23 protein-coding genes are annotated in these 21,175 nt (G+C 71.0%); 16 read left to right on the top strand and 7 right to left on the bottom strand.

The window, feature by feature from the left end:
* The first annotated feature begins 52 nt into the window (after positions 1 to 52).
* The 5 genes from argC to ACIQ6Y_RS28495 are packed head-to-tail and all read left to right on the top strand — an operon-like array spanning position 53 to position 4,889.
* Positions 53 to 1,081: an N-acetyl-gamma-glutamyl-phosphate reductase gene (gene argC, locus ACIQ6Y_RS28475; protein ID WP_404042976.1), complete on the top strand. Its 1,029-nt coding sequence runs from the start codon at positions 53 to 55 to the stop codon at positions 1,079 to 1,081.
* The gene (gene argJ / locus ACIQ6Y_RS28480; RefSeq protein WP_404042977.1) at positions 1,078 to 2,229 is read left to right on the top strand and encodes a bifunctional glutamate N-acetyltransferase/amino-acid acetyltransferase ArgJ; all 1,152 of its coding nucleotides are present in this window, start codon (positions 1,078 to 1,080) and stop codon (positions 2,227 to 2,229) included. Before argC ends, argJ begins: the two co-directional genes overlap by 4 nt.
* Positions 2,226 to 3,149, top strand: coding sequence for an acetylglutamate kinase (gene argB / locus ACIQ6Y_RS28485; protein ID WP_404042979.1), 924 nt, complete (start codon positions 2,226 to 2,228; stop codon positions 3,147 to 3,149). Before argJ ends, argB begins: the two co-directional genes overlap by 4 nt.
* Positions 3,146 to 4,342: an acetylornithine transaminase gene (locus ACIQ6Y_RS28490; RefSeq protein ID WP_404042981.1), complete on the top strand. Its 1,197-nt coding sequence runs from the start codon at positions 3,146 to 3,148 to the stop codon at positions 4,340 to 4,342. The genes argB and ACIQ6Y_RS28490 overlap by 4 nt, the downstream gene beginning before the upstream one ends.
* Before the next feature lie 7 nt (positions 4,343 to 4,349).
* Complete coding sequence (locus tag ACIQ6Y_RS28495; protein ID WP_399648552.1) at positions 4,350 to 4,889, top strand: arginine repressor; 540 nt, start codon at positions 4,350 to 4,352, stop codon at positions 4,887 to 4,889.
* A 74-nt stretch (positions 4,890 to 4,963) separates the two neighbouring features.
* On the opposite strand, the gene ACIQ6Y_RS28500 is transcribed toward ACIQ6Y_RS28495, so the two are convergent.
* The 4 genes from ACIQ6Y_RS28500 to ACIQ6Y_RS28515 form a co-directional block, all read right to left on the bottom strand.
* Positions 4,964 to 5,668 carry an FAD:protein FMN transferase gene (locus ACIQ6Y_RS28500; RefSeq protein ID WP_404043378.1) on the bottom strand — a complete coding sequence of 235 codons (705 nt, stop codon included), beginning with the start codon at positions 5,666 to 5,668 and terminating at the stop codon, positions 4,964 to 4,966.
* A gap of 28 nt (positions 5,669 to 5,696) precedes the next feature.
* Positions 5,697 to 6,125 (bottom strand): FMN-binding protein, encoded by a 429-nt coding sequence (locus tag ACIQ6Y_RS28505; RefSeq protein ID WP_404042983.1) that lies wholly within the window; start codon positions 6,123 to 6,125, stop codon positions 5,697 to 5,699.
* A gap of 20 nt (positions 6,126 to 6,145) precedes the next feature.
* Positions 6,146 to 7,528, bottom strand: coding sequence for a ferric reductase-like transmembrane domain-containing protein (locus ACIQ6Y_RS28510; protein ID WP_404042985.1), 1,383 nt, complete (start codon positions 7,526 to 7,528; stop codon positions 6,146 to 6,148).
* A gap of 149 nt (positions 7,529 to 7,677) precedes the next feature.
* The gene (locus ACIQ6Y_RS28515) at positions 7,678 to 8,262 is read right to left on the bottom strand and encodes a pyridoxamine 5'-phosphate oxidase family protein (RefSeq protein ID WP_404042987.1); all 585 of its coding nucleotides are present in this window, start codon (positions 8,260 to 8,262) and stop codon (positions 7,678 to 7,680) included.
* 106 nt (positions 8,263 to 8,368) lie between these two features.
* Here ACIQ6Y_RS28515 and argH point away from each other — a divergent pair, with 106 nt between their 5' ends.
* The 5 genes from argH (at position 8,369) to ACIQ6Y_RS28540 (ending at position 14,076) form a co-directional block, all read left to right on the top strand.
* Entirely contained in the window at positions 8,369 to 9,799 is a 1,431-nt protein-coding gene (argH, locus tag ACIQ6Y_RS28520) for an argininosuccinate lyase (RefSeq protein ID WP_404042989.1), read from the top strand.
* Positions 9,800 to 10,044: 245 nt separating this feature from the next.
* Positions 10,045 to 10,875 (top strand): alpha/beta fold hydrolase, encoded by an 831-nt coding sequence (locus tag ACIQ6Y_RS28525; RefSeq protein WP_404042991.1) that lies wholly within the window; start codon positions 10,045 to 10,047, stop codon positions 10,873 to 10,875.
* A 77-nt stretch (positions 10,876 to 10,952) separates the two neighbouring features.
* The gene (locus tag ACIQ6Y_RS28530) at positions 10,953 to 11,924 is read left to right on the top strand and encodes an aldo/keto reductase (RefSeq protein WP_404042993.1); all 972 of its coding nucleotides are present in this window, start codon (positions 10,953 to 10,955) and stop codon (positions 11,922 to 11,924) included.
* Between the two features lie 80 nt (positions 11,925 to 12,004).
* Positions 12,005 to 12,556 (top strand): TetR/AcrR family transcriptional regulator, encoded by a 552-nt coding sequence (locus ACIQ6Y_RS28535; protein ID WP_404042995.1) that lies wholly within the window; start codon positions 12,005 to 12,007, stop codon positions 12,554 to 12,556.
* Positions 12,553 to 14,076 (top strand): MFS transporter, encoded by a 1,524-nt coding sequence (locus ACIQ6Y_RS28540; RefSeq protein ID WP_404042997.1) that lies wholly within the window; start codon positions 12,553 to 12,555, stop codon positions 14,074 to 14,076. Before ACIQ6Y_RS28535 ends, ACIQ6Y_RS28540 begins: the two co-directional genes overlap by 4 nt.
* A 96-nt stretch (positions 14,077 to 14,172) precedes the next feature.
* On the opposite strand, the gene ACIQ6Y_RS28545 is transcribed toward ACIQ6Y_RS28540, so the two are convergent.
* Positions 14,173 to 14,844: a lysophospholipid acyltransferase family protein gene (locus ACIQ6Y_RS28545; protein WP_404042999.1), complete on the bottom strand. Its 672-nt coding sequence runs from the start codon at positions 14,842 to 14,844 to the stop codon at positions 14,173 to 14,175.
* Between the two features lie 353 nt (positions 14,845 to 15,197).
* On the opposite strand from ACIQ6Y_RS28545, the gene ACIQ6Y_RS28550 reads away from it, so the two are divergent.
* From ACIQ6Y_RS28550 to ACIQ6Y_RS28560, 3 genes are all read left to right on the top strand, one after another.
* The gene (locus tag ACIQ6Y_RS28550) at positions 15,198 to 16,355 is read left to right on the top strand and encodes a glycerophosphodiester phosphodiesterase (protein WP_404043001.1); all 1,158 of its coding nucleotides are present in this window, start codon (positions 15,198 to 15,200) and stop codon (positions 16,353 to 16,355) included.
* 74 nt (positions 16,356 to 16,429) lie between these two features.
* Positions 16,430 to 16,936 (top strand): sigma-70 family RNA polymerase sigma factor, encoded by a 507-nt coding sequence (locus tag ACIQ6Y_RS28555; protein ID WP_404043003.1) that lies wholly within the window; start codon positions 16,430 to 16,432, stop codon positions 16,934 to 16,936.
* Positions 16,937 to 16,980: 44 nt separating this feature from the next.
* The gene (locus tag ACIQ6Y_RS28560; protein WP_404043005.1) at positions 16,981 to 17,478 is read left to right on the top strand and encodes a GNAT family N-acetyltransferase; all 498 of its coding nucleotides are present in this window, start codon (positions 16,981 to 16,983) and stop codon (positions 17,476 to 17,478) included.
* Between the two features lie 67 nt (positions 17,479 to 17,545).
* Here the strand turns inward: ACIQ6Y_RS28560 and ACIQ6Y_RS28565 are convergent, their stop codons facing one another.
* On the bottom strand, positions 17,546 to 17,965 hold the full coding sequence (locus tag ACIQ6Y_RS28565; RefSeq protein WP_404043380.1) for a hypothetical protein: 420 nt from the start codon (positions 17,963 to 17,965) through the stop codon (positions 17,546 to 17,548).
* A gap of 1 nt (position 17,966) precedes the next feature.
* Positions 17,967 to 18,326 carry a hypothetical protein gene (locus ACIQ6Y_RS28570; RefSeq protein ID WP_404043007.1) on the bottom strand — a complete coding sequence of 120 codons (360 nt, stop codon included), beginning with the start codon at positions 18,324 to 18,326 and terminating at the stop codon, positions 17,967 to 17,969.
* A gap of 54 nt (positions 18,327 to 18,380) precedes the next feature.
* On the opposite strand from ACIQ6Y_RS28570, the gene ACIQ6Y_RS28575 reads away from it, so the two are divergent.
* From ACIQ6Y_RS28575 to ACIQ6Y_RS28585, 3 genes are all read left to right on the top strand, one after another.
* A complete protein-coding gene (locus ACIQ6Y_RS28575; RefSeq protein ID WP_404043009.1) occupies positions 18,381 to 19,028 on the top strand; it encodes an HAD family hydrolase in 648 nt (215 codons plus the stop codon).
* A 331-nt stretch (positions 19,029 to 19,359) separates the two neighbouring features.
* Positions 19,360 to 20,394 (top strand): methionine ABC transporter ATP-binding protein, encoded by a 1,035-nt coding sequence (locus tag ACIQ6Y_RS28580; RefSeq protein ID WP_404043011.1) that lies wholly within the window; start codon positions 19,360 to 19,362, stop codon positions 20,392 to 20,394.
* Entirely contained in the window at positions 20,391 to 21,128 is a 738-nt protein-coding gene (locus ACIQ6Y_RS28585) for a methionine ABC transporter permease (protein ID WP_404043013.1), read from the top strand. The genes ACIQ6Y_RS28580 and ACIQ6Y_RS28585 overlap by 4 nt, the downstream gene beginning before the upstream one ends.
* The last annotated feature ends 47 nt before the right edge of the window (positions 21,129 to 21,175 follow it).

Raw genomic sequence — 21,175 nt, forward strand, 5'->3', positions numbered from 1 at the left:
TGCATAAACGTGCAGCGAAACGTATAGTCATGCCATCCAGGAGGAGGGTTCCATGACGGTACGAGCGGCAGTGGCCGGAGCGAGCGGGTACGCGGGCGGCGAGGTGCTGCGCCTGCTCCTGGGGCACCCCGAGGTGGAGATCGGCGCGCTGACCGGGAACTCCAACGCCGGGCAGCGGCTGGGCGCGCTGCAGCCGCATCTGCTGCCGCTGGCCGACCGGGTGCTCCAGGAGACGACCGCCGAGGTGCTCGCCGGGCACGATGTCGTGTTCCTCGCCCTGCCGCACGGGCAGTCCGCCGCGGTGGCCGAGCAGCTCGGCCCGGACGTACTGGTCGTCGACATGGGCGCCGACTTCCGGCTGAAGGACGCCGCGGACTGGGAGACGTTCTACGGGTCCCCGCACGCCGGCACCTGGCCCTACGGCCTTCCCGAACTTCCGGGTGCCCGCGCCGCGCTGGAGGGGTCCAAGCGCGTCGCGGTGCCCGGTTGCTACCCCACCGCGGTCTCCCTCGCCCTGTTCCCGGCCTATGCCGCCGACCTCGCCGAGCCCGAGGCCGTCGTCGTCGCCGCGTCCGGCACCTCCGGCGCCGGCAAGGCACCCAAGCCGCATCTGCTGGGCAGCGAGGTCATGGGCTCCATGACCCCCTACGGCGTCGGCGGCGGCCACCGGCACACCCCCGAGATGATCCAGAACCTCAGCGGCGTGGCGGACGAGCGCATCTCCGTCTCCTTCACGCCCACCCTCGCCCCCATGCCCCGCGGCATCCTCGCCACCTGCACCGCCAAGGCCAGGCCCGGCGTCACCGCCGACTCCGTCCGCGCCGCCTACACCAAGGCCTTCGCCGACGAGCCGTTCGTCCACCTGCTCCCCGAGGGCCAGTGGCCCGCCACGGCGTCCGTCTACGGTTCCAACGCCGTTCAGGTCCAGGTCGCGTACGACGCCGCCGCGCACCGGATCATCGCGATCAGCGCCATCGACAACCTCACCAAGGGCACCGCAGGCGGTGCCGTCCAGAGCATGAACATCGCCCTCGGTCTCGCCGAGACCACGGGACTGACGACGATCGGAGTTGCGCCGTGAGCGTGACGGCAGCGAAGGGATTCACGGCAGCGGGCATCGCCGCCGGGATCAAGGAGAACGGCAACCCGGACCTGGCCCTCGTGGTCAACAACGGTCCGCGCCGTGCCGCCGCGGGCGTCTTCACCTCCAACCGCGTCAAGGCCGCCCCCGTCCTGTGGTCCGAGCAGGTCCTCAGGACCGGCGAGCTGACCGCCGTCGTCCTCAACTCCGGCGGCGCCAACGCCTGCACCGGCCCCAAGGGCTTCCAGGACACCCACGCCACCGCCGAGAAGGCGGCGGAGGTGCTGAACATCGGCGCGGGTGAGGTCGCGGTCTGCTCCACCGGCCTGATCGGCGTTCTGCTGCCCATGGACAAGCTGCTCCCCGGCGTCGAGACCGCCGCCGCCCAGCTCTCCGAGCACGGCGGCGAGAAGGCGGCCATCGCCATCAAGACCACCGACACCGTCCACAAGACGTCCGTCGTCACCAAGGACGGCTGGACCGTCGGAGGCATGGCCAAGGGCGCCGGCATGCTCGCCCCGGGCCTCGCCACCATGCTGGTGGTGATCACCACGGACGTAGACCTGGACAGCGCCGCCCTCGACCAGGCCCTGCGCGCCGCGACCCGCACCACCTTCGACCGGGTCGACTCCGACGGCTGCATGTCCACCAACGACACCGTCCTGCTGCTCGCCTCCGGCGCCTCCGGCGTCACCCCCGAGTACGCCGAGTTCGCCGAGGCCGTACGGACCGTCTGCGACGACCTCGGCCAGCAGCTGATCCGCGACGCCGAGGGCGCCAGCAAGGACATCAAGGTCGAGGTGATCAACGCCGCGACCGAGGCCGACGCCGTCGAGGTCGGCCGGTCCATCGCCCGCAACAACCTCCTCAAGTGCGCCATCCACGGCGAGGACCCCAACTGGGGCCGCGTCCTCTCCGCGATCGGCACCACCTCAGCCGCCTTCGAGCCGGACCGGCTCAATGTCGCCATCAACGGCGTATGGGTCTGCAAGAACGGCTCGGTCGGCGAGGACCGCGACAAGGTCGACATGCGCTACCGCGAGGTGCACATCGTCGCCGACCTCGCGGCCGGGTCCGAGACCGCCACCATCTGGACCAACGACCTCACCGCCGACTACGTCCACGAGAACAGCGCCTACTCCTCATGAGCACCACGCGGAAGCACACCGCCCTCCCCAAGGCCCAGATCCTCATCGAAGCGCTGCCCTGGCTGGTCCGCCACAACGGCAAGACCGTCGTCATCAAGTTCGGCGGCAACGCCATGATCGACGAGGATCTGAAGGCCGCCTTCGCCCAGGACGTCGTCTTCCTGCACCACGCCGGCCTCAGGCCGGTCGTCGTGCACGGCGGCGGTCCCCAGATCAGCGCCGCCCTCGACAAGCACGGCATCGTCAGCGAGTTCAAGGCGGGCCTGCGCGTCACCACCGAGGACGCCATGGACGTCGTACGCATGGTGCTCGCCGGCCAGGTGCAGCGCGAACTGGTCGGCCTGCTCAACCAGCACGGGCCGCTCGCCGTCGGCCTGACCGGCGAGGACGCGCACACCATCACCGCCACCAAGCACCAGCCCGAGATCGACGGCGAGAGCGTCGACATCGGCCGCGTCGGCGAGATCACCGCCATCGACACGGGCGCCATCGAGGCCCTGCTCGCGGACGGCCGTATCCCGGTCGTCTCGTCGATCGCACGAAGCCAGGACGACGGACATGTCTACAACGTCAATGCTGATACGGCGGCTGCGGCTCTCGCTGCGGCACTGGGCGCCGAGACCCTCATGGTCCTCACCGACGTCGAGGGCCTCTACGAGGACTGGCCGAACAGCGACGAGGTGATCAGCCGCCTCACCGCCTCCCAGCTGGAGAAACTGCTGCCGGAGCTGTCCTCCGGCATGGTCCCGAAGATGGAGGGCTGTCTGCACGCCGTCCGCAACGGCGTGACGACCGCCCGTGTCATCGACGGCCGGGTCCAGCACTCCATCCTGCTGGAGATCTTCACCGACGAGGGCATCGGCACCATGGTCGTGCCCGACCAGAACACCGAGGGCCCGAAAAAAGAGGGGGAGTCATGAGCAACCAGGAGATGACCGCGCGGTGGCAGGGCGCGCTCATGAACAACTACGGCACCCCGCGGCTGCCCCTCGTCCGCGGTGAGGGCACCACGGTCTGGGACGCCGACGGCCGGCCGTACCTCGACTTCGTCGGCGGCATCGCCACCAACGCGCTCGGCCACGCCCACCCGGCGATCGTCGAGGCTGTCAGCAGGCAGATCGGCTCCCTCGGCCACATTTCCAACTTCTTCATGGCCGAGCCGACCGTGACGCTCGCCGAGCGGCTGATCCGGCACTTCGGCCGCGAGGGCAAGGTCTTCTTCTGCAACTCCGGCGCCGAGGCCAACGAGGCCGCCTTCAAGATCGGCCGGCTCACCGGGCGGACCCACATGGTCGCCACCCAGGGCGGCTTCCACGGCCGGACCATGGGCGCCCTCGCCCTCACCGGACAGCCCGCCAAGCAGCAGCCGTTCCTGCCGCTGCCCGGCGACGTCACCCATGTGCCCTTCGGCGACGCCCAGGCGCTGGCCGCCGCCGTCACCGAGGACACCGCGATGGTGATCATCGAGCCGATCCAGGGCGAGCTCGGCGTCGTCGTCCCGCCGCCCGGCTACCTCAAGGCCGCCCGCGCCATCACCGCCGCCACCGGCGCGCTGCTCGTCCTCGACGAGGTGCAGACCGGCATCGGCCGGACCGGCAACTGGTTCGAGTACCAGGCCCACGAGGGCGTCCTGCCCGACATCGTCACCCTCGCCAAGCAGCTCGGCGGCGGACTGCCCCTCGGCGCGACCGTCGCCTTCGGCCGGGCCGCGGAGCTGCTCCAGCCCGGCCACCACGGCACCACCTTCGGCGGCAACCCGGTCGCCTGCGCGGCGGGCCTGGCCGTGCTGGACACCATCGAGAACGAAGGCCTGCTGGAGAACGTCAAGCAGCAGGGCGAGGCGCTGCGCGAGGGAATCGAGTCCCTCGGTCACCCGCTGGTCTCCCATGTCCGGGGCGCCGGCCTGCTCCTGGGTATCGTGCTCACCGAGCCGCTCTCGACAAAGGTGCAGCAGGCGGCTCAGGACGCCGGTTTCCTGCTGAACGCGCCTGCCCCCGATGTCGTACGGCTCATGCCGCCGCTGAACATCGGCCGGGAGGAAGTGGAAGCGCTTCTTCAGGCGCTGCCCGGCATCCTTGACGCAGTCGACGGGGACGGACGAGCCGGAGAATGAGACGACGATGAGCCAGGCGCAGGATCACGACCAGACCTCCGGGCCGGCCGTGCCGCAGACCCGCACCGCACGTCACCGCCGGATCGTGGACATCCTCAACCGGCAGCCGGTGCGGTCGCAGAGCCAGCTGGCGAAGCTGCTCGCGGACGACGGGCTGACCGTCACACAGGCGACGCTGTCCCGGGACCTCGACGAGCTGAACGCGGTGAAGATCCGCAACACCGACGGTGAGCTGATCTACGCCGTGCCCAGCGAAGGGGGGTTCCGCACGCCTCGCGCTCCGCTCGGGGAGTCCGCCAAGGAGGAGCGGATGCGGCGGCTCTCGCAGGAGCTGCTGATCTCCGCGGAGGCCTCGGCGAATCTCGTGGTCCTGCGTACCCCTCCGGGGGCTGCGCAGTTTCTCGCCTCGGCCATCGATCAGGCCGAGCTGCACGACATTCTGGGGACCATCGCGGGTGACGACACGTTGCTGCTGATCAGCCGGAACCCTACGGGTGGGCAGGCGCTGGCCGATCATTTGCTGCGGTTGGCTCAGAACGGGCACTGAACGGGGTTCTTGGTCGCCGTTGCCGGGTGCGGGTTGTGCGGGGTTCTCGCGCCCACGCGGCGGTAGCCGCAGATTCAACACAGCCCCACGGCCCTAGGGGCGTCTGTCATCAGGATCGCTTCCACGTCCGGTAGGGACTCCAGCCACCTCCGAGCCCGTTTCGAGCCCATGGCGAAGGCCGCTGTCGCCCAGCAGTCGGCCCAGGTCAGGGACGGGCCCACCACGGTCACTGCCAGGAGGTCTGTGGTCGCCGGGCTTCCGGTGCGCGGATCCATGATGTGTGCGCCGCGCTCGGCCGTGCCGGAGGTGGCCACCGCCAGTTCGGTCGCCTCCGCCGACGAGATCACCGCTGCGAGCTCGCCCGGCCGCAGGGGGTCGGCCACGCCGACCTGCCAGGGCTGTTCGCCGCCCGGGGACCCCAGGAGCTGGACGTCTCCGCCGCCGTTGACGCCGACCCCGGTCGCGCCGGCGTCCCGCAGCAGGCGCGCCACGCGTTCGGTGGCCCAGCCCTTGACGATGCCGGTGGGGTCGAGGCGGCCCGCGTAACGGGGGCTGAACCAGCCGTCGCTGAGCCGCTCCGCCTCGGCCGCCAGCTCCAGCACCTCGGCCACCACCGGGTCGCAGTCGGCGAGGCCCAGCTCCGACCGGGCCAGCCGGGAGAGCTGGCTGTCCTCGCGGTAGGTGCTGAACAGAGCGTCCAGCCGGTGCAGTTCGGCGACCGCCATGTCGAGCGCCTCGGGGTCGCCGTCGCGGACGTCGAAGGAGAACACCGTCCCCATGACCTCCTCGGTGCGCCGCACCCCGGGGTCAGCCACCGGCCTGGTCCAGCGCCGACTGCAGGGACCGCCGATAGCCCTCGCTGGTGTACGTGGCCCCGGACACGGCGTCGATCCGCGCGCTCTGCGCGGTGAGGGCGGCCTGGTTCAGACGGGGCACGGCGTTGCCGGTGATCTCGCTGCTGCGGCCGCCGCTCGGCGCCTGGACGGCCTCGGCCCGGGTGATCCTGCCGCCGGCGAGGGTGATCCGGACCTGGACGGGGCCGTACTGGGTCGCGGCGACCGCACCGGTGACCGTGCCGGCGCCCGGGGCGGGTCGCCCGGCGGCGGACGCCGGCGGGGGAGGGGGCGCCGCGGCGGCCGGGTCGGAGGCCGGCTTCAGGGACAGCAGCAGCACGACGCCGGACACGGTGGCGACGGTGGCGAGCAGGGCACGCCGTACGGGATGGCTCTTCTTCATGAGGTCAGCAACTCCACGGCTCACATCTCGAAGGACTCGTGGTGGATGCGCCGGGCCGGCACACCCGCGCCGCGCAGCGCCTCGTACACCGACTGCGCGAAACCGGGCGGCCCGCACAGGAACACGTCATGGCGCTCGATCTCCGGGATCTTGCGCTGCAGCGACTCGGGGGAGATGTCCGGGCGTTCGCCGTCCGGGCTGTTGACCGCGTACATCAGCCGGGCGCCCCGCTCGTCGGCGATGGCCGCCAGCTCGTCCCACAGGGCCAGCTCCTGCGTGCTGTTGGCCCGGTAGAGCAGGGTGATGTCACCGGCCGCGCCGGGCAGCGTCTCGAACAGCGCCCGCATCGGCGTGATCCCGACCCCGCCCGCGACCAGCAGCACCTTGCCCCGGCTGCGCCGCTGCGCGGTCAGCGCGCCGTACGGCCCCTCGGCCCACACGCGGGTGCCGGGTTCGAGGTCGCGCAGCCGGGAGCTGTGGTCGCCGATCGCCTTGACGGTGATGCGCAGCATGCCCGGCCGGGGCGCCGCCGACAGCGAGTACGGATGCGAGCTGAACCGCATGCCCGGCGCCAGGAACCGCCACCGGAAGAACTGCCCCGCCTCGGCGCCCATCCGGTGCAGCTTGTGCCCGCCGATCAGCACCGACACGATCCCCGGCGTCTCCTCGATCACCGCCTCCACCCGCATGCGGTGCCGCAGATTGAGCCGCACCGGCGTCAGCACGCGGTACCACAGAAGCAGCCCGGTGACGGCTGCGTACAGCGCGGTCCACGCGGTCTTCGCGAGCGGCTGCACCGCGAAGTCGTTGCCGGTGGCGATCTGGTGCCAGAACGTCAGGAACACCGCCGCGTACGTCAGCAGATGCACGTGGTACCAGAGGTCGTACGGCAGCCGGCGGCGGACCGGGCCGGCCGAGATCAGGCCGATGACCAGCAGCAGACCTGTGCCGACGGCCGCCTTGCCCATGTCCGGCAGCCCGGTGACGGAGTCGACCGTCTGCTGGACGACGTCCCCGAGGCCCTTGCCGGCCTGGAGGGCGTACCCCCACATGGTCAGCACGACATGGGCGAGGACCAGGCTCAGCGTGTACCGGCCGGACATGGCGTGCCAGCGCGCGACCCGGTCCGACCCCACCCGCCGCTCCAGCGCGGGCACGCGTGCCATCTGCAGCACGACGAGCGCCATGAGATACCCGGCCACGAGCCCGGTGATCCGCCCGGCGCCCAGGACCCACCCCGCCCGATCGGCGACGGCCGGGGTGTTGTCCCACCACAACCACAGCACCCCGGCCGCACCGGCCCACAGCGCCAGCAGCAACGGCACGGCCGGTGAGCGGCGCGGTCGTATCCGACGCATGGTCTGCCGACGAGCGGCCCGACCGCCTGCGAGCGTGGTGGTCACGATGCCTCCGGGACTGCTGTCTTCCTGGGCCCAGAGGTACGGACAAGGGACGGAACCTGTTCAACGCCCTGAGGACAGTGCCCCCCAGGGGCGCGGGGAACTGCGCGACCAGCCACGAACAACCCGCAGCCGCAGGACGACAGGTGCGCCTACGGCATGGGCGGCAAAGGCAGGGGCAGTCCCGGCAGCCCGTCCATGCTGGAGGCGATGTGCTCCTTCTTCTCGAAGTACGCCCCCAGCGATGCGTCGTCCTCGCGCGCGAACCGCCTGGCGTGCAGGTCACGGTCCTCGTCGTACGACATGAAGGGCACGGCGTAACCGCAGGTGTCCCGCACGAGCTCGGCCGTCACCACGACGATCGCCCGCAGCCCGTGAAGCGAGGGGTCGATGTCGGGGAAGCGGGCGAGGAGCTCGGTGAACCGCGGGTCGTCACGGAACACCGGCTCCCCCCGCCCGTGCACGCGCACGATGTTCGGCGGCCCCTGGAAGGCGCACCACATCAGGGTGATCCGCCCGTTCTCCCGCAGATGCGCGACCGTCTCCGCGTTGGACCCGGCGAAGTCCAGGTACGCGACGGTGTGTTCGTCCAGCACCGCGAAGGAGCCCTTGAGACCCTTGGGGGAGAGGTTGATGGTGCCGTCGCCCGCCAGCGGGGCGGTGGCGGTGAAGAAGACCGGCTGTTCCTCGATGAACGTACGAAGCCTGCCGTCTATGTGCTCGTAAGTCTTTCCCATGGCTAAAGATTATCCACGCTAAGGATCTTCCACGAGCGAGATTGACGAATCATGCAGGGCTCTGCATACTCATGCATAACAACGGTGTCTTCCGAGGAGCAGCGCAGTGAGCAGCAACAGCGGTGACGTACGGCTCTGGGGCGGCCGGTTCGCGGACGGCCCCGCCGAGGCCCTGGCGAAACTGTCCGCGTCGGTCCACTTCGACTGGCGGCTCGCCCCCTACGACATCGCCGGTTCCCGCGCCCACGCGCGCGTGCTGCACAAGGCCGGACTCCTCACCGAGGACGAACTGACCCGGATGATCGCGGGCCTCGACCAGCTGGAGGCGGACGTCGCCTCGGGCGACTTCGTGGGCACCATCGCCGACGAGGACGTCCACACCGCCCTGGAGCGCGGCCTGCTGGAGCGGCTCGGCCCGGACCTCGGCGGCAAGCTGCGCGCGGGCCGCTCCCGCAACGACCAGGTCGCCACGCTGTTCCGGATGTACCTGCGCGACCATGCCCGCATCGTCGCCGGGCTGATCGCCGACCTCCAGGACGCCCTGATCGGCCTCGCCGAGGCGCACCCGGACGTGGCGATGCCCGGCCGCACCCACCTCCAGCACGCCCAGCCGGTGCTGTTCGCCCATCACGTCCTGGCGCACGTCCAGTCGCTGTCCCGGGACGCGGAGCGGCTGCGTCAGTGGGACGAGCGCACGGCCGTGTCGCCGTACGGCTCGGGCGCCCTGGCCGGCAGCAGCCTCGGCCTGGACCCGGAGGCGGTGGCGAAGGACCTCGGCTTCGAGCACGGCTCCGCCGCCAACTCCATCGACGGCACGGCCTCCCGTGACTTCGTCGCCGAGTTCGCCTTCATCACGGCGATGATCGGGGTGAACATCTCCCGGATCGCCGAGGAGATCATCATCTGGAACACGAAGGAGTTCTCCTTCGTGACCCTGCACGACGCCTTCTCCACCGGCTCCTCGATCATGCCGCAGAAGAAGAACCCGGACATCGCCGAGCTGGCCCGCGGCAAGTCGGGCCGTCTGATCGGCAACCTCACCGGCCTGATGGCGACCCTGAAGGCCCTCCCGCTCGCGTACAACCGCGACCTTCAGGAGGACAAGGAGCCGGTCTTCGACTCCATCGACCAGCTGGAGGTCCTGCTCCCGGCCTTCACCGGCATGATGGCCACCCTCACCGTCCACCGCGAGCGCATGGAGGAGCTGGCCCCGGCCGGGTTCTCCCTCGCCACCGACATCGCCGAGTGGCTGGTCAAGCAGGGCGTCCCGTTCCGGGTCGCCCACGAGGTCGCCGGCGAGTGCGTGAAGGTCGCCGAGGCCGAGGGCAAGGAGCTGGACGAACTCACCGACGAACAGTTCGCCAAGATCTCCGAGCACCTCACCCCCGAGGTCCGCACGGTCCTCAACGTTCCCGGCGCCCTGGCCTCCCGCGACGGCCGGGGCGGCACGGCCCCGAGCGCGGTCGCCGTGCAGCTGGCCGAGGTGAAGGCCGACGTGGCGGCACAGCACGAGTGGGCCACGGCCAAGCAGGCCTGACCCCGACAGCACCACCGAAGGGCCCGGACGACATGTCCGGGCCCTTTTGTGTCGTCCTGCCCCGTATCGCCCCGCTTTGCATGGCCCGGGCCACTCGATAACGGATGGGAATCGGCCACTGGCCGAAACCTTGACGGTCCCCTACTCGGAGGTAACTATTCCGGTTACCCGGTCGGCATTGCCGAACGCCGGTCGCCTGAGCCGATCATGAAGCCGGGCAAGCAGCCGAGCATGAAAGGGACGTCATGCGAGCAATCCGCACGAGACGCACCACCCGCCTCCTGGCCGCCCTCACCGTCGCCGCCCTCTCCGCGCTGGGCCTCACCGCCGCCCCCGCGGGTGCCGCGGACACGCCGCCGCCCGGCGCCAACAACTGGGCCTGCAAGCCGGACTCGGCCCATCCGCACCCCGTGGTCCTGGTCAACGGCACCTTCAAGACCTCGTACGAGAACTGGCTGACCCTGTCGCCCGAGCTCGCGGCCGCCGGCCACTGCGTCTTCTCCTTCGAGTACGGCGACCTGGAGACGGCCCCGATCCCCGACTCGGCGGCCGAGCTGCGCGACTTCGTGAACGCCGTGCTCGGCGCGACCGGCGCCAAGAAGGTCGACATCGTCGGGCACAGCCAGGGCGGGATGATGCCCCGCTACTACGTCAAGTTCCTCGGCGGCGCGACCAAGGTCGACGACCTCGTCGGCATCGTGCCCTCCAACCACGGCACCACCAACCCGCTCGCCCTGGTGGCCGGAGCCACCCTGTGCCCCTCCTGCGTCGACCAGACCGCGGGGTCGGAGTTCCTGCAGAAGCTCAACGCGGACCCCGAGGCGCCGGTCGGCCCCGACTACACGGCGATCGCCACCAGGTACGACGAGGTCGTGCTGCCCCACACCAGCGCCTTCCTCGACGGCCCGGCCTCGTACGTGACCGATGTGCTGCTGCAGGACCGCTGTCCGCTCGACCTCACCGAGCACGACCAGGCGCCCAAGTCCCCGCTGGTGGAGCAGTGGGTGCTGAACGCCCTCGACCGGCGCGGCCCGGCCGACCCGGCCTTCGTGCCGCGCTGCGCGAGCACGGGCTGAGCCGCCCCGAGCCGGTTGGGGCGCGGCCGGTTAGATTGGTGCCGGATCCGCCTCAGCCGATCGTGCAGGGAGCTCTCATGCCGTTCAGCCGCCTGGCCGCCGCGACCACCCCGACCGCGCACATCGGACTGGGCCTCGCCGCCGTCGGCCGCCCCGGCTACATCAACCTCGGCCGGGACGACGACCTTCCTGAGGACCGTACGGTCGAAGCGCTCGAACAGCGCACGCACGACCTCCTCGACGCGGCCTATGCGCAGGGCGTCCGCTACTTCGACGCCGCCCGCTCCTACGGCCGTTCGGAGGAGTTCCTCGCCGACTGGCTGAAGGCCCACCCGGAGGCCGACGACGTGGTCGTCGGCAGCAAGTGGGGCTACACCTACACCGCCGACTGGTCCACCGACGCCGAGCAGCACGAGGTCAAGGACCACAGCCTCGCCACGTACCGGCGTCAGCGCGCCGAGACCGACGCCCTGCTCGGCGAGCGCCTCGACCTCTACCAGATCCACTCGGTCACCCCCGACAGCCCCGCCCTCACCGACAAGGCCCTGCACGCCGAGCTCGCGGAGGCGGCGGCCCAGGGGGTGACGGTCGGCTTCTCCACCAGCGGTCCCGCCCAGGCCGACGCCATCCGCGCGGCGCTCGCCGTGACGGTGGACGGCGAGCCCCTCTTCCGTACGGTCCAGTCGACCTACAACCTCCTGGAGCCCTCGGCCGCCCCCGCCCTCGCCGAGGCCCATGACGCCGGGCTCACGGTGATCGTCAAGGAGGGCATGGCGAACGGCCGCCTCGCGGAAACCCACGCGCCCGACGCCTTGAAGGCGGTGGCCGCCCAGACCTCCCTCGGCTGTGACGCGGTGGCCCTCGCCTGTGTGCTCCGTCAGCCCTGGGCCGGTGTGGTCCTCTCCGGCGCCGCGACTGTCCTTCAGCTCGCCTCCAACCTGCACGCCCCGGTCGTGGACCTCGACGAGGACCAGCTCGCGCGCCTCGCCGCCCTGGCCGAGGAGCCGCGCGCGTACTGGGAGAAGCGCGGCGCGCTGCCCTGGCACTGAGCCACCCCGAGGTCCCTGCCCCTTGAGACACGCATGCCCGTGATGAGACAGAGATGTCTCACATGGGCTATGGTTGTCTCATGGCTGTCGATCGTGACCACGTCCTGCGCAGTGCCGCGGCCCTGCTGACCCGCAAGTCCACCGCGACCATGGACGAGGTCGCCAAGGCCGCCGGGATCAGCCGGGCGACCCTGCACCGTCAGTTCGCCGGGCGCGACGCCCTCGTACGGGCCCTGGAGTCGCTCGGCATCGCCGAGTGCGAGGCCGCGCTGGACGCGGCCCGGCTGGACGAGGGCAGCGCGAGCGACGCCGTACGGCGCCTCGTGCGCGAGGTCGAGCACGCGACCGGGCTGCTGTCGTTCCTCTACAGCGAGAACCAGCTGTTCGAGGGCGAGGGCCAGAACGCGGGCTGGGCCCGGCTCGACACCCGGATCGCGGCCCTGTTCCGGCGCGGCCAGGACAGCGGAGAGTTCCGCATCGACCTCAGCCCCACCTGGCTCACCGAGGCGCTCTACGGCCTGATCGCGGCCGGGGCGTGGGCGGTGATGGACGGCAAGGTCGCCCGCAACGACTTCCAGTTCATGATCGTCGAGCTGCTGCTCGGCGGAGCACTACGGAGAGAGGAACCATGACCAGCGCCCTGCAGCCGGCGACGGCGACCGAGGCGGTGAAGCGCCCGGGCCGCTGGCTCGCGCTGTCCGTCCTCGTGCTGGCCGTGCTGCTGGTGGCCGTCGACGCGACGGTCCTCGGTCTCGCAACCCCCTACATCAGTGAGGATCTGCGCCCCACTGGCAACCAGCTCCTCTGGATCGGCGACGTCTACTCCTTCGTCATCGCCGGTCTGCTCGTCTCCATGGGCAGCCTCGGCGACCGCATCGGCCGCAAGCGCATCCTGCTCGTCGGCGCGACCGCGTTCGGCGCGGTCTCCGTGCTCAACGCCTACGCCACGAGCCCCGAGATGATGATCGCGGCCCGCGCCCTGCTCGGTGTCGCCGGTGCCACGCTGATGCCGGCCACCCTCGCCCTGATCCGCAACCTCTTCCACGACCCGCGCGAGCGCAGCCTCGCCGTCGGCATCTGGGGCGCCACCGCCTCCGCCGGCACCGCGGTCGGCCCGATCGCGGGCGGTTTCCTGCTCGAGCACTTCTGGTGGGGCTCGGTCTTCCTGATCAACCTGCCGGTGATGGCGGTCCTCGTCCTCGTCGGCATCAAGCTGCTGCCCGAGTCGCGCAACCCCGAGCCCGGCCCCTGGGACCTGACCAGCGTGCTGCTGTCCCTGGTCGGCATGATCGGCGTCGTCTACGCCGTGAAGGAGGCCGCCTCGCACGGCCTGGCCTGGGAACCCCTCGCCGTGGGCCTGCTGGGCCTGGCCGCGCTGTACGCCTTCGTCCGCCGTCAGCTCACCCTGCCGGCCCCGCTGCTGGACATGCGCCTGTTCGCCCACCGCGGCTTCAGCGGCGCGGTCCTGGCCGACCTGCTGACCATCCTCGGCCTGTCCGGCCTGGTGTTCTTCCTGTCCCAGTACCTGCAACTCGTCCAGGGCCGACGCCCGTTCGAGGCGGGCCTGGCGGAACTCCCGGCCGCCGTGGGCGCGGTGGCGACCGGCCTGGTCGCGGGCCGGGTGGCCCGCCGCCTCTCGGTCCGTACGGTGGTCTCCGGCGGCCTGGCGGCCGTCGGCCTGGCCCTGGCGTCCCTGGCCTTCCTCGACCAGTCCACCGGCTACCCGGTCCTGGGCGTCGCCCTGCTGGTCGTCGGCGTCGGCGCGGGCTTCTCCTTCACGGTGACCGCGGACGTCATCCTCGGCTCCGTCCCCAAGGAACAGGCGGGCGCCGCCTCCGCGGTCTCCGAGACGGCCTACGAACTGGGCGCGGCCCTCGGCATCGCCCTGCTCGGCTCGATCGTCACCGGCGTCTACCGCGGCTTCCCCGCCCCGCCGGGCACCCCGGCCGAGGCCCACGAGTCCCTCGGCAGCGCGACCGAGGTCGCGGCAGGCCTGCCGGCCTCCACAGCGGAGACCCTGCTGAACGCGGCCCGGGAATCCTTCGTGGACGGCCTGGCGATGGCGGCAGGCGCCGGAGCAGCCGTACTGCTGGCCGCGTCACTGGCGGCGTGGTTCATGCTGAAGAACCAGAAACTGGAAACAGGGATGTAAGGGGAGCTACCCAGGGGCGCGGGGAACTGCGCGAGAAACCACGACGAACCCGCAGCCGCCGTACGGGCAGCACCCCTACGGCGGCAAGGCGAATCCTCAGGCAGCCTTGGCCTTCGTGGCGTACATGTCCACATACTCCTGCCCCGACAGCCGCATGACCTCCGCCATCACGGAGTCGGTCACGGCCCGCAGCACATACCGGTCCCGGTCCATCCCCTCGTACCGGGAGAACTCCAGCGGCTCCCCGAACCGCACGGTCACCCGGGACGGCCGCGGCATGCCCGCACCACCCGGCTGGATCTTGTCCGTGCCGATCATCGCGAAGGGCACGACCGGCGCCCCGGTCATCAGGGTCAGCCGCGCGATGCCGGTACGGCCCCGGTACAGCCGCCCGTCGGGCGACCGCGTGCCCTCGGGGTAGATCCCGAAGACGCGGCCCTCCTCCAGAATCCGCCGCCCGGTCATCAGCGCGGCGACGCCGCCCTTGCCGCCGTCCCGGTCGACCGGGATCATGCCGACGCCGGTGAAGAACCACGCCATCAGCCGGCCCTTGAGGCCCTTGCCGGTGACGTACTCGTCCTTGCCGATGAAGAACACCTGACGGTCGCAGACCAGCGGGAGGATCATCGAGTCGATGAAGGTCACGTGGTTGCCGGCGAGGATGACCGGACCGTCGCCCGGAATGTTCTCCACGCCTTCCACCCGGGGGCGGAACATCAGGCGCATGACCGGACCGAGCACACCCTTGATGAGCGCGAAGCGGGACAACGGGTCCTCCGGTTCTGTATGTGTCTGTGCAGGTGAGGACGATACTCGCGGCCACGGGTGTTGCGCACATCGGGTTCACCGAGGTCTTACACGGAATTGACCGGCGTTCACCTGCGGCGGCCCGGCGCGGGGCACCCGTCACACGTTGGCGATGATGTGACGGACATCGCGCGAGCATCTGTCCTCCGGGTGTCCCGGAGGGGTACCCGGCCAAACCGACGGCCCGTCATCTACGTCCCCTCGTACGCCATTCAGCGTCATCCGCGTGTTCGAGCCGATGTCTCCCTCAGGTCATGTCCGCGCCCCTACGATCGGCCCGCACACCACGAGCACCGACGGCGAGGAGGCCGCGCATGGCAACGCAGGAGTCGAACGAGCCGCAGGGCACCGGACGGCGGGCACTCCTCGGCGCGGCGGTGCTGGGCGCCGGTGTCCTGACCCTGTCCGGCACGGCGGGAGCCGCCGGGGCGGCGGGGCACTCGGGCGGGGTGAAGGGCCTGCCCAAGCCCACGATCATCGGCCACCGCGGCGCCAGCGGCTACCGCCCCGAGCACACCCTGGGCTCCTACCAGCTCGCCCTCGACATGGGCGCGGACATCGTCGAGGCCGGCGACCTGGTGCCCACCAAGGACGGCCACCTCGTCTGCCGGCACGAGCCGGAGATCGGCGGGACCACGGACGTCGCGAGCCGCCCCGAGTTCGCCGGCCGCAGGACCACCAAGGTGCTGGACGGTGCCTCCGTCACCGGCTGGTTCACCGAGGACTTCACGCTCGCCGAGCTGAAGACCCTGCGGGCGACCGAGCGCATCCCGGCCAACCGCCCGCACAACACCCTCTACGACGGCCGCTGGGAGATCCCCACCTTCGAAGAGGTGCTGCGCTGGCAGGACGAGCAGACCCGCAAGCGGGGCAAGCAGGTGTGGATCTACCCCGAGCTCAAGCACCCCACCTACTTCCGGAAGCTGGGCCTCGGCCTGGAGGAGCGGGTCGCCAAGCTGCTGCACCGGCACGGCAAGGACCGCCGTACCTCGCCGGTGATCGTGCAGTCCTTCGAGCCGACCAGCATCCAGCGGCTGAACAAGCTCGTCGACAACAACCTCGTCGTCCTGCTGTCCGGCCCCACCACCCGCCCCTGGGACTTCGTCGAGACCGGCGACCCGCGCACGGTCGCCGACCTGGTCAAGCCGGCCGGGCTGCGCGAGATCGCCTCCTACGCCCAGGGCATCGGCCCCACCCTGGACCTGATCGTCCCGAAGGATGCGAGCGGCCGCCTCACCACGCCGACCACGCTGGTCGCCGACGCCCACAGGGTCGGCCTGATCCTGCACCCCTGGACGCTGCGCAACGAGAACCCCTTCCTGCCGGCGGACTTCCGCAAGGGCACCGACGCGGACGCGTACGGCGACGTCTTCGGCGCCTACCAGGTGTACTTCGCCACCGGCATCGACGGCGTCTTCACCGACCAGCCGGACACCGGCCTCCTGGCCCGCGAGGCCTTCGTCAACGGCTGAGCCCGCTGAACCGTTTGAGGTGAACCACCGGCCGCCCGGCAACCCCTGCCCCGGGCGGCCGCGTCGTGCCGCATATGACGCCCGACATGGTCACCGCCCTGCGCCCCCTGCTCGTCGCCGAAGCCTCGGCCGAGGCACATGCCACCGGCACCGAGCCCGGCGACCTCGAACAGGCGGTGTGGCTGCGTCTGCTGGAGCGCCTCGACGCCGACGGCCCCCCGCACGACCCCGAGCGCTGGCTGCGCGCCGCCGTCCGGGCCGAGGCCCGCCGCAGCCGTCGTACGACCGTCTTCGAGCGGCCGTACGAGAGCGAGCCCGCCGACGAGGCCGCCCGGGACCCCGAGCAGCAGGTGCTCACCGCCGCCCGTCTGCGGGTCCTGCGGGACGCGGTGGCCCGGCTGCCCGGACGCTGCCCGCGGCTGCTGTCCGCCCTGTTCTCCCCGAGGGACCTGACCTACCGGGAGATCGCGGGGGAGTTGGGTATCTCACAGGGCAGTCTCGGCCCGGAACGCTCCAGATGTCTGGGATGTCTGCGTCGTTTGCTCACACCGGAGGTTGCGGCCCGCAGAGTGCGGGGATAGGAGTGGGGGACGACAGGCGACAGGTGAGCGGGAGGCGTGCACACATGGGCATGAGCGTGATCATCTCCGAGGCGACCGACCAGGACGTCGAGCAGATCTTCAGGCTGCAGTACCTGTGCTTCCAGAGCGAAGCCGCGCTGTACGGCAACTACCGCATCGACCCGCTCGTGCAGAGCCTGGAGTCGGTTCGCCAGGAGGTCGCCGCCGACCGCGTCTTCGTCGCGCGGCTCGGCGAGGAGGTCGTCGGCTCGGTGCGCGGCCGCGTCACCGAGGACGGCGCCGCCGCCATCGGCAAGCTCTGCGTGCACCCCCGCCTCCAGGGCCACGGCATCGGCGCACGACTGCTGCGCGCGGCGGAGACGGCCCTCGCCGAGCAGCACGGCGCCACGACCTTCCGCCTCAGCGCCGGCCACCGCAGCGAGAACGGCCTGCGCCTGTACCGCCGCGTGGGCTACGTGGCCGTAGGAACGGAACAGGGCCAGGACGGAGTCCCGATGGTCGTCCTGGAGAAGGCGGCAACTTCATACGCGGCTACCGCGTAGGGCCCTTTCTCGGGGGCGCGGGGAACTGCGCGACCGGCCACACACAACGGGAAGCCGCGAAAGCAGCTCAGCCACCCTGTCGGGACCGCGCCTTGCGCAACCAGTACATGGCAGAAAGCGGCAGCAGAACCGGGATGAACAGATACCCCATCCCGTAGTCCGACCACACCGTCGCGTCGGGGAACGCTGACGGATCGGCCAGAGTCCACGTGCCGACCGTCAGCACCCCGAGCAGCTCCGCCCCGCAGCACACGAACGCCGCCCGGCGCGCGGTCTCCCCACCCCGCACCAGCGAGTACGTGATGAACCCGTAGACCAGCCCGGCCAGAGCCGACAGCGAGTACGCGAGCGGCGCCTTGTCGAAGTCCGTCGAGATCTGCACGGCCGACCGCGACACCGCGCCGACCACCATCACCCCGTACAGCCACACCAGCAGCATCCCGGGCCCGCTGATCAGCCGCGCGGGCTTCTCCTCCACCGCCGTCACCTCAGCCACCCCAGATGTCGTAGAGCCGTACTTCCAGCACCGCGAGGACGACGCCGCCCGCGGCGACCGTGACCGAACCCCAGCGCGTGCGCTCGGCCAGCGACATGAACCCCGTCACCGGCACACACGCGAACGCGCCCAGCAGATACGCCACGAAGATCGTCGTGCCCTGCTCCGGCTTCTCGCCCCGCGCCAGCTGCACGATCCCGATCACCAGCTGGACCAGCGCCAGCACCGACACCACGGCCATCCCGATGAAGTGCCAGTCCTTCGTCGGCTGATCACGGTAGGCGGCCCAGCCGCACCAGGCGGCGAGCAGCAGCGCGGCGACTCCGGTCACCAGCGTCAGGGCATCAAGCATGCCGTGACCCTATTACGTCGAAGGGTCTAGACCACATCGGCGTAGGGTCGGGGCATGACGATCCACGCACGCGCCCTGCTCTTCGACAACGACGGCACCCTGGTGTCCTCCCTCGCCTCGGTGGACCGCTGCTGGGCCCGCTGGGTGGGCGAGTACGGCATCCCGCCCGAGGAGTTCGCCCGGGTCGCGCTGCACGGCCGTACCGCCGTCGCGATCGCCGCCGACCTGCTCCCGGCCGATGTCGTGCCGCGGGCCGTCGCGCGGATCGAGCAGCTGGAGGTGGACGACGTACCCGGCGGTGTCGAACTGCTGCCCGGCACGCGCGCCTTCCTGGACGCCCTGCCGGCCGACCGCTGGGCGGTCGTCACCTCCGCCACCCGCCGGCTGGCCGAGGCCCGCCTGGACGCCGTCGGCATCCTGCCCAAGACGCTGATCACCGCCGACGAGGTCACCCGCGGCAAGCCCGACCCCGAGCCCTATCTGCTCGCCGCCCGGCAGCTCGGCGTCGACCCGGCCGACTGTGTCGTCTTCGAGGACGCCCCCGCCGGGCTCACCGCGGGCCGCGCGGCCGGAATGCGGACCGTGGCGTTGGCCACAACCCACCGCGCCGAACAGCTCGACGCCGACCTCGTGGTCGGGGACCTGTCGGCCCTGTCGGTACTGGTCACCGACGCGGGCGTGGAGATTGCCGTACGCGACTGAGAACGGCAACGCATGTGTCCACGGCTGTCCACTATCCGGACAGCCGTGCCCGGTCAGGAGCGTCCGTCTGCTTTACTGATCGCATGACCACGACGAGCTGCCGCATCCTTGCGACCGAGGCGACCATGACGCCCGGTGCTCGTTGTATGTGTCGAATGTGCGCCTTCTAGAGGGCCCCCGCACCATCTCCTGAGCCTCGCGCCCCGAAGCGAGCCCCGCAGTGGCATGTCCGTACGCCCAGCGCCGTACGTGACCAGCTTGCCCCGCGCACATCCCCCTTCCGTACCAGGGCACATCCACGCCCGCGTACTCGACAGTGACGGAAACCCACGTGATCACCACCACGGGCCTCACCAAGGTCTACCGCTCCCGCGGCCGCGAGGTCACCGCGCTCGACGGCGTCGATCTTCACGTCCGCGAAGGCGAGGTGTACGGCGTCATCGGCCAGTCCGGCGCCGGCAAGTCCTCCCTCATCCGCTGCGTCAACCTCCTGGAGCGCCCCACCTCCGGCACGGTCAGCGTCGCCGGCCAGGACCTCACCGCCCTCGCGGGCCGGGGCCCGCGCGCCGGCAAGGAGCTGCGGCGGGCGCGCAGCCGTATCGGCATGGTCTTCCAGCACTTCAACCTGCTGTCCTCGCGGACCGTGCAGGACAACGTCGAGCTGCCGCTGGAGATCCTCGGGAAGTCGGGCAAGGACCGCTCCCGCAAGGCGCTCGAACTGCTCGACCTCGTCGGCCTCGCCGACAAGGCGAACGCCTACCCGGCCCAGCTCTCCGGCGGCCAGAAGCAGCGCGTCGGCATCGCCCGCGCCCTGGCCGGCGACCCCAAGGTGCTGCTGTCCGACGAGGCCACCAGCGCGCTCGACCCGGAGACCACCCGCTCCATCCTCCAGCTGCTGCGCGACCTCAACCGCCAGCTCGGTCTGACCGTCCTGCTCATCACGCACGAGATGGACGTGGTGAAGCAGATCTGCGACTCGGCCGCCCTGATGGAGCGTGGGCGCATCGTGGAGTCCGGCACGGTCAGCGAACTGCTCGGCACCCCCGGCTCCCAGCTCGCCTCCGCGCTGTTCCCCGTCGGCGGCGAGGCCTCCGGCGCCGACCGCACGGTCGTCGACGTCACCTTCCACGGCGAGAGCGCGACCCAGCCGGTCATCTCCCAGCTGGCCCGCACCTACAACATCGACATCTCCATCCTCGGCGCGGCCATCGACACCGTCGGCGGCCTCCAGGTCGGCCGCATGCGCATCGAACTGCCCGGCCGCTACGAGGACAACGTGGTGCCCATCGGCTTCCTGCGCGAACAGGGCCTGCAGATCGACGTACTGGGCGAGACGCCCCTGCTGGTGAAGGACGGTGCCCAGTGACCTGGTCGGAGATGCAGCCCCTGCTGGAGCAGGCGTGTACCGAGACGCTGGTCATGGTCGGCTGGTCCACCCTGATCGCGGTCGTCGGCGGACTGCCGCTGGGCATCCTGCTGGTCCTCACGGACAAGGGCGGCCTGCTGCAGAACACCGTGGTGAACAAGGTCATCGGGCAGATCGTGAACGTCGGCCGCTCGATGCCGTTCATCATCCTGATGGTCGCGCTGATGAACTTCACCCGCTGGATCACCGGCACCACCATCGGCAGCGAGGCCGCGATCGTCCCGCTCGCCATCGGCGGCATCCCGTTCTTCGCGCGGCTCGTCGAGACGGCTGTCCGTGAAGTGGACGGCGGGCTCGTGGAGGCCGTGCAGTCCATGGGCGGCAACACCTGGACGATCGTCCGCAAGGTCCTCGTCCCCGAGTCGCTGCCCTCGCTGATCGCCAGCACGACGACCACCATCATCGCCCTGATCGGCTACTCCGCCATGGCCGGCACGGTCGGCGGCGGCGGCCTCGGCGACCTCGCCGTCCGCTACGGCTACCAGCGCTTCGAGACCGGCCTGATGTGGATCACCGTGGCGATCCTCGCGGTCGTCATCTCGGTCATCCAGTTCGCCGGCGACTACGCCGCCCGCTCCCTGCACCGCCGTGGCGCCCGCTCCGGGCCGGGCCCGAAGCTCCGCCTGCTCAAGGCGAAGGAGCCGGACGCGGCCGGCGTCGGCAAGGCCGCCTGAGCGCGCCTCTTCAGCGCGTTCGCTCCCACAGACTCCCCGTTCACCCA

This window comes from Streptomyces sp. NPDC096205, assembly GCF_044763135.1.
Lineage (GTDB): Bacteria > Actinomycetota > Actinomycetes > Streptomycetales > Streptomycetaceae > Streptomyces.

Coding starts and splice junctions, on each gene's coding strand:
- ACIQ6Y_RS28570 (WP_404043007.1), bottom strand. CDS start 18,326: ATGCTTGATGCCCTGACGCTGGTGACCGGAGTCGCCGCGCTGCTGCTC.
- ACIQ6Y_RS28535 (WP_404042995.1), top strand. CDS start 12,005: ATGGCTGTCGATCGTGACCACGTCCTGCGCAGTGCCGCGGCCCTGCTG.
- ACIQ6Y_RS28490 (WP_404042981.1), top strand. CDS start 3,146: ATGAGCAACCAGGAGATGACCGCGCGGTGGCAGGGCGCGCTCATGAAC.
- ACIQ6Y_RS28555 (WP_404043003.1), top strand. CDS start 16,430: ATGACGCCCGACATGGTCACCGCCCTGCGCCCCCTGCTCGTCGCCGAA.
- ACIQ6Y_RS28500 (WP_404043378.1), bottom strand. CDS start 5,668: ATGGGGACGGTGTTCTCCTTCGACGTCCGCGACGGCGACCCCGAGGCG.
- ACIQ6Y_RS28530 (WP_404042993.1), top strand. CDS start 10,953: ATGCCGTTCAGCCGCCTGGCCGCCGCGACCACCCCGACCGCGCACATC.
- ACIQ6Y_RS28575 (WP_404043009.1), top strand. CDS start 18,381: ATGACGATCCACGCACGCGCCCTGCTCTTCGACAACGACGGCACCCTG.
- ACIQ6Y_RS28495 (WP_399648552.1), top strand. CDS start 4,350: ATGAGCCAGGCGCAGGATCACGACCAGACCTCCGGGCCGGCCGTGCCG.
- ACIQ6Y_RS28550 (WP_404043001.1), top strand. CDS start 15,198: ATGGCAACGCAGGAGTCGAACGAGCCGCAGGGCACCGGACGGCGGGCA.
- argC (WP_404042976.1), top strand. CDS start 53: ATGACGGTACGAGCGGCAGTGGCCGGAGCGAGCGGGTACGCGGGCGGC.
- argB (WP_404042979.1), top strand. CDS start 2,226: ATGAGCACCACGCGGAAGCACACCGCCCTCCCCAAGGCCCAGATCCTC.
- ACIQ6Y_RS28525 (WP_404042991.1), top strand. CDS start 10,045: ATGCGAGCAATCCGCACGAGACGCACCACCCGCCTCCTGGCCGCCCTC.
- ACIQ6Y_RS28505 (WP_404042983.1), bottom strand. CDS start 6,125: ATGAAGAAGAGCCATCCCGTACGGCGTGCCCTGCTCGCCACCGTCGCC.
- ACIQ6Y_RS28560 (WP_404043005.1), top strand. CDS start 16,981: ATGGGCATGAGCGTGATCATCTCCGAGGCGACCGACCAGGACGTCGAG.
- ACIQ6Y_RS28540 (WP_404042997.1), top strand. CDS start 12,553: ATGACCAGCGCCCTGCAGCCGGCGACGGCGACCGAGGCGGTGAAGCGC.
- ACIQ6Y_RS28515 (WP_404042987.1), bottom strand. CDS start 8,262: ATGGGAAAGACTTACGAGCACATAGACGGCAGGCTTCGTACGTTCATC.